General features: G+C 35.6%; 5 protein-coding genes. 4 read left to right on the forward strand and 1 reads right to left on the reverse strand.

All coding sequences use genetic code 11. The features are described from left to right. From AC1DND_RS24705 to AC1DND_RS24720, 4 genes are all read left to right on the forward strand, one after another. Positions 1–531, forward strand: a 531-nt coding sequence (locus AC1DND_RS24705) for a bifunctional nuclease family protein (RefSeq protein ID WP_477585207.1), incomplete at its 5' end; no start/stop codon positions are given. 187 nt (positions 532–718) lie between these two features. Beyond that, a complete protein-coding gene (locus tag AC1DND_RS24710; protein WP_131031974.1) occupies positions 719–2,098 on the forward strand; it encodes a nucleoside permease in 1,380 nt (459 codons plus the stop codon). Between the two features lie 14 nt (positions 2,099–2,112). After that, positions 2,113–2,496, forward strand: a complete 384-nt coding sequence (locus AC1DND_RS24715) for a DUF3667 domain-containing protein (protein WP_477585208.1) — start codon at positions 2,113–2,115, stop codon at positions 2,494–2,496. A gap of 176 nt (positions 2,497–2,672) precedes the next feature. Then, on the forward strand, positions 2,673–2,993 hold the full coding sequence (locus AC1DND_RS24720) for a hypothetical protein (protein WP_477585209.1): 321 nt from the start codon (positions 2,673–2,675) through the stop codon (positions 2,991–2,993). 145 nt (positions 2,994–3,138) lie between these two features. Here AC1DND_RS24720 and AC1DND_RS24725 read toward each other — a convergent pair. Next, on the reverse strand, positions 3,139–3,615 hold a 477-nt coding region (locus tag AC1DND_RS24725), incomplete at its 5' end, for a citrate/2-methylcitrate synthase (RefSeq protein ID WP_477585210.1).

Below are 3,615 nucleotides of genomic sequence, written 5' to 3' on the forward strand. Positions count from 1 at the left end.
AATGGACGCCGCCGCTTACCGATAATTATTGGTGCATTTGAAGCACAGGCCATTGCTATAGAAATTGAGAAAATGACTCCTAGTAGGCCATTAACACATGATTTATTCAAATCGATGGCTGATACTTTTCATATCAATATCCAGGAAATTATCATCTACAATTTGGTTGATGGTGTTTTTTACGCAAAGTTGATCTGCAGTGATGGTAAAAATACACATGAAGTTGATGCCAGAACATCTGATGCCATCGCTTTGGCCGTTCGCTTTAACGCCATGATTTATACCTACGAATTTATTTTGGCTTCTGCCGGAATCGTAATAGAAGGGAATGATTTTCTTTTTCTCGAAAATATGGATTCTATTGCAAAAGAGCCCGAAGCGGATAGCTTGCCTACCTCAACCCAGCAACAAGGTTTTGGTGATTTAACATTAGAAGAACTTCAGCAAAAATTACAGGAAGCCATTGCCGAAGAAGCCTATGAAAAGGCCGCAAGATTAAGAGATGAATTGAATAAACGCGGAACATCATAGTATTGTATCATAAAAAATGTTTCTGCACTAAAAAAAATGTCTAAATTTTTTCTCAAATTCCCTTTATAAAAAGCTAAATTCTAAAATGAGCCAAATTGTTTAAAATAATTTAGGTTCATTTTGAATTATCATTCAAAATAGTTCTATATTCAGCTTTTACTTTCAATAATCAAACTAAACTATTATTATGAACGTTAAGTTTCGCTTAACTATAATGAGTTTCATGCAATTCTTTGTATGGGCTGCCTGGTTAATTACGATTGCAAATTATTGGTTCGGAACCAAACAATGGGACGGTGCAGATTTTGGGGTAATTTTCTCTACAATGGGCATTGCATCGCTATTTATGCCAACCATAACAGGCATTCTTGCAGATAAATGGATCAATGCAGAAAAGTTATATGCTATTTTACATATCCTTTACGCAGCCACCATGTTCTATCTGCCTCAAGTAGAAGATCCGCACACTTTCTTTTGGGTTATATTGGTGTCTATGTGTTTTTATATGCCAACCATTGCATTAAGTAACTCAATTAGCTACACAACATTAAAAAACGGCAACTTCGATGTTGTAAAAAACTTTCCGCCCATCCGTGTTTGGGGAACAGTTGGTTTTATTGCCGCCATGTGGCTTACCAATTTAACCGGGAATAAAGCAAGTGCAAATCAATTTTACATTGCTGGTATAAGTGCCTTATTTTTAGGCATATACTCTTTCACTTTACCTGCCTGTAAACCTTTAAATTTAATTAGTGAGAAAAAAACATTCGCACAGAAACTAGGGTTAGAATCATTCAAGCTGTTTGCTGATTATAAAATGGCCTTGTTTTTCATCTTCTCTATGTTTTTAGGGGCTGCATTGCAATTAACCAATGCTTATGGTGATGTTTTTCTGGATGAATTTAAATTATTCCCTGTATTTGCAGAATCTTTTGTAATCCGCTATTCCACGATCATTTTATCCATCTCTCAAATATCAGAAACACTGTTTATTCTTGCTATTCCATTCTTTTTGAAAAGATTTGGGATTAAATGGGTAATTGCAATTGCCATGTTTGCCTGGGTATTACGTTTCGGGTTATTTGCCTTTGGCGATCCTTCTACTAATTTATGGATGATCATTACTTCTTGTATTGTATACGGTATGGCATTCGATTTCTTTAATATTTCCGGATCACTGTTCGTAGAAACATCAACCACACCAAAAACACGTTCATCTGCTCAAGGTTTATTTATGATGATGACTAACGGTTTTGGAGCTGTGTTTGGAAGTTTAGTGTCAGGTTGGATGATCAATAAATATTTTACTACCTATTATAGCAGTATTGATTCATTATCTAAATATGTAAAGAGCGAAGCAGACAATAAACATCTCCTTCAATTTTTGAAAAATAAAGGAATCAGTGTATTAGAAAATGGAAATTTAAGCAGGGCATTAGATGTGAAAGACTGGCACAACATCTGGTTATCTTTCACCATTTATGTTCTGGTTATTGCCATAGTTTTTGTAGTCATATTTAAACACAAACATACACGAGCAGAAGTAGAGGCCATTAACCATTTATAATTTCGATTTATCCCATGTCAGCTGGTAAGTATAGAAAAGAACACAATTGCCTAAACTGTGGCGCTCATGTAGAAAAACATTATTGTAGCGATTGCGGTCAACCAAATTTAGAGTTAAAAGAAAGTTTCTGGGCCTTTATTAGTCATAGTATAGCGCATTACTTTCATTTCGACAATAAATTCTTTCAAACCCTCTCTCCACTTTTAACAAAGCCCGGGCAGGTTACACTCGATTATTTAGCTGGTAAAAGAGCCAGGTATATTAATCCGGTGAGTATGTATATCTTCGTATCTATAGTATATTTTTTGGTTGTGTATTCACCAAAACATGTAAAAAAGATGCTCATGACTCAACTAAAACCGAAAAGCGAAGAGATGAAAGTGTTACCGACAGTGTAAATAAGGCACTGAAGCTTTCGGGAATACCTAAAAACATTGCAAATAAGGCAACAACATCGATTAATAAAGCAATCAAGAAAAAAGAATTTATAAAACTTGGTTTTGCTGATCAGGAAAAGGAACTGAACAGGCTTAGAACTGAAAACGCTAAACTAGCGTCTGATTCCATTGCCGACATGATCGAAGATTATAACGATATCCATATCGAAAGAAACGATAGCACTTATGCAGCCTATTTAGGAAGGCAAAAGAAATTGCCACCCACCGAGCAAGACAATTGGTATGAGCGGATGATCAAAAAAAGAGCGATCAATATTGGTGAAAAATCTGAAGTAATTCAAGAAACACTAGAGCTGTACAGCGCCTTAAAAGTATTTTATCAAAGAAAACCCTGGAGTATAGTTTTTAAAATGTTCTGGATTTTTGTGATGTATTGGATAGCATTTAGTGTATCTGAAGTGGTAATGGTAAATCTGATCTATTACGTAGCTACTTAGAGTGCAACGTCATGCTGAACTTGTTTCAGCATCTTTCTTGTTAGAGATAGACCCTGAAATGAATTCAGGGTGACGACTGTTAAGGGAATACCCCAAATAAAAAACCACCCGATATTATCGAGTGGTTTTTTTATGCTTAATGAAATTATTTTCTATCCTTAAGCTCAACAAATTCTCTATCTGTTTCACCTACATAAATCTGACGTGGACGACCTATCGGTTCCTTGTTTTCGTGCATTTCTTTCCATTGTGCAATCCATCCTGGTAAACGGCCTAAAGCAAATAGAACGGTAAACATTTCAGATGGGAAGCCTAGTGCGCGGTAAATAATACCTGAATAGAAATCTACATTTGGATATAACTTACGGTCTATGAAGTATTGATCAGTTAAAGCCGCTTCTTCTAATTTCTTAACAATTTCTAAAATCGGATCATCAATACCTAGATTTTCCAGAATATCATCACAAGCTTTTTTAATGATTTTAGCTCTTGGATCGAAGTTTTTGTAAACCCTGTGCCCAAAGCCCATCATACGGAATGGATCGTTTTTGTCTTTCGCTTTTGCAATCCACTTCTCTGTATCACCTCCATCAGCTTTAATCAACTCAAGCATATCGATCAC

Source organism: Pedobacter sp. 01N416, from assembly GCF_056399685.1.

Excerpts from the sequence above, each read along its gene's own strand:
- AC1DND_RS24710 (WP_131031974.1), top strand. The coding sequence starts at position 719 with ATGAACGTTAAGTTTCGCTTAACTATAATGAGTTTCATGCAATTCTTT.
- AC1DND_RS24715 (WP_477585208.1), top strand. The coding sequence starts at position 2,113 with ATGTCAGCTGGTAAGTATAGAAAAGAACACAATTGCCTAAACTGTGGC.
- AC1DND_RS24720 (WP_477585209.1), top strand. The coding sequence starts at position 2,673 with ATGATCGAAGATTATAACGATATCCATATCGAAAGAAACGATAGCACT.